This is a genomic window from Geofilum rubicundum JCM 15548 (assembly GCF_000974365.1).
GTDB lineage: Bacteria > Bacteroidota > Bacteroidia > Bacteroidales > Marinilabiliaceae > Geofilum > Geofilum rubicundum.
This window is the reverse complement of record NZ_BAZW01000127.1, coordinates 1-2958: the sequence shown is the minus strand read 5'-3', so window position 1 is coordinate 2958 and position 2958 is coordinate 1. Positions and strand designations below refer to the sequence as shown.

Annotated in this window: 1 protein-coding gene and 1 pseudogene; both read left to right on the top strand. The window is 39.5% G+C overall.

What is annotated here, in order from left to right; genetic code table 11:
* The first annotated feature begins 91 nt into the window (after positions 1-91).
* Entirely contained in the window at positions 92-736 is a 645-nt protein-coding gene (locus JCM15548_RS20245; RefSeq protein ID WP_062129007.1) for a PQLLE family protein, read from the top strand.
* A gap of 398 nt (positions 737-1134) precedes the next feature.
* A pseudogene (locus JCM15548_RS21850) lies at positions 1135-2958 on the top strand (hypothetical protein); the annotation flags it as partial.

Genomic DNA, 2958 nt, shown 5'->3' with positions numbered 1-2958 from the left:
TAATAATTTAAAAAGTTTTATTGAATTATTGCTTGTTAAAAAATATTTAATATATATTTGTCAAATTAAGTATAGAATAAAATTATAAACGATGCATTTTTCAAAACTATCGTTTGATGAATACATAAGCCGTGTGGCTGCTTTAATTGGGAATTCGCTGGGCGATTCCAATATCTTGACGGCTACAAGTCGCTTCGGCTATAGTGAAGATCGCTTAAGGGAAGGGGAGCAACATTACAAAGACGTGTTGGCCTATAGTCAAATGCAGGAAGATGCCATACAGGAAAAGCTGAGGGCGCATGATGAAAGAAAAAAGCTGTATGCTTTGGTGCGCAAAAGCTATATGAAGATGTTGCAAATTGCGCGAATTGCATTTGATAAGGATGCGATCATAAGTAAGGCCTTGCAATTGGATGGTCCCCGAATGACCAATCTGGATGCCTGGATGAATCAAGTGGCGCTGTTTGGCAACAGGTTACTGGGAGAGGAGCGTTGGTTAAAAATGCTGACCCAATATGGAATTGGACGCAAAGACATACAGGGAATGATGAAGGAACTGGATCAGTTGCGTTCGGTAGCTTTGCTATGTGAACAAAGCAAGAAGGAGTCAAAGAAGCAGACAGCTGCAAAAAAGCAAAAATTAAAGGTGCTCCAGGAATGGGTCAGTGATTATTTGAAAATTGCCAAGATTGCTTTGGATGAAAAGCCAGAGCTTTATCAACAATTAAAAATGTGAAACAGGTACCAAACTTTTAATTTTTCGAAGTCAGATTATTAAAAACGTCTGTAAATACAGTGTTTTGAAACTTATTTAATGTAATAACGTAAAAAATGTTTAGGAATTTATAATTGTTCTAAAGAGGATGATTTTTGAGTGATTTATTTCCTTGTATTTGTTTTATTCGGGTCGTTCTTGGCTTGATTATCAAATTCATGAGGGCTCAGTGTTCCTGATTTAATGCGACCGTTTTTCCGTAAAAGATCATTTCCCATCCCAAAGAGGTTTGGCTTTTTGATTTTTACAAAATTTTGAAGCGGAATAATGGCTCGTACGCCTTGTAAATAGGCGAATTAGATTAATTTTGCATGTTAATGTCAAGCCAAATAAACTTGTCTTACCCTAATTGATAGGTTATGATTGAAAGATTTTTACTTAAGATAATTTTACTTATCGCAATTCTTGCTTCAAGCGTTGACTCGATTGATGCGCAGGAAAGAGAGAATCCTAGTGGTATAGAAGCTATACGCGAAGCCGCTGATGAGGCTCTTATGGATAAAAGGTGGGATGATTATATCAAGCTGGCAGGTGTCCAGGGGACTATAGATTGTTTAGAAGTTAGTTATTGTAGTAACTCGACTGATCCTGTTCTTTTAGAACCTAATAGTGATTGGACAATCTTTGGTTCTACCGTTGAGTTTGAGTGGGAGGTAGTAAATGATGGTAATGTTATTGGAGGTGTTATTACCTCCAGTGGTAGTGGTATGTCTAAGGAATTTTATTTTCATCCTTATTTAATGCCTACAGAATTATATGGTAAAACATTAGTAATTACCATATACCAATTGACTGCAACCAATTTTAGGAGTACAAGTGTTTCTGATGTATCTACAGTATTGAAGGCTCCTACTACCTATGATTTAACTTTTGACGATGGATTGCAAGATAAAGAGATTTGTTCTCTTGAAAGTGCAACTATTGTTTTGGATAACTCAGAAGATAATGTGCGATATACCTTATTTCGTGATGGCGGGTTTTCTGATATTGCTGATGGTAGTAATGGTAATTCTTTATCATTTTCTGTTTCTCAAGAAGGTACTTATACTCTTAGGGCAGAAAATACTGGTTATGGTTGCCCTGCATTAATGAATGGTGAATTAGAATTAACAGTTAATGCCTTACCAGATCCTCTTCCTTCTAGCGATAAGTCCTCATACTGTGAGGGAGAGACAATTTTGTTATATCCTGGTATTGATGACATGGTTAGCTATTCTTGGGAGTATCCTAATGGATCAATTGACACCGATAAAAATCCTGTTATTACAAATGCTTTACGTGCCAATCATAATGGAACCTATATTTTAACGGTTGAAAATATAAAAGGATGTATTAAGTCTCAAACTCTTGATGTTGCTGTTAATGAAAATCCAATTGTTTCGTTACCCACTGATTTTGATGTATGTGAGGCCAGTCCGCTAAGCATTACCGCAAGTGTTACCGGTGGTTCAGGCCCATACACTTATACATGGAGTAAGGGGGCTACTACTTTTGGTGAAACATCCTCCACACTTTCGATTCCTGTCGCTGATCTTTCAGATGCCGGTTTATACGAAGTGGTAGTTACTGATAATAACAGTTGTGGTTCTTCAACAGCCGGTGTAACGGTCGGGGTAACTCCGCGACCGGTGATTGATGTCGTTGCCAATGATGGTCCGGTTTGTGATGGCGGGATAATAAATTTAAGTGCTTCTGCCAGTTCTGGTACTGGAACCCTGGCCTACTCCTGGTCGGGTCCCAATGGTTTTACAGCCACGGTACAGAATCCGACCATTGATCCGGCCACGCTTGCTATGGATGGCACCTATACGCTGGTTGTTACTGACGCAAGTTCTTGTAACAGTCTTTCATCTACCACGGATGTCGTAATAAACGCTTTGCCTACTGCCACCTTGACCGGTGATACCGAATTTTGTGAAGGATCAACAGGATCCTATTCAGCCGGCGGCGGTGTTTCATATACCTTTACAGTTCTGGATGCCAGCAATAATACGGTAGGAACTGCCGGTCCATCAGCGACCTCCACTTATACAACTCCGGCATTACCGGCAGGTACTTACACGGTTGTTGTCTTGGTTGAAGATATCAATGGTTGTACCGATGAAGAAACATTGGCACTGACGGTTTATCCTGAACCGGTAGCCACCATCGGTTTTGACCAGGCCGTTGTATGTGAGGGAGAA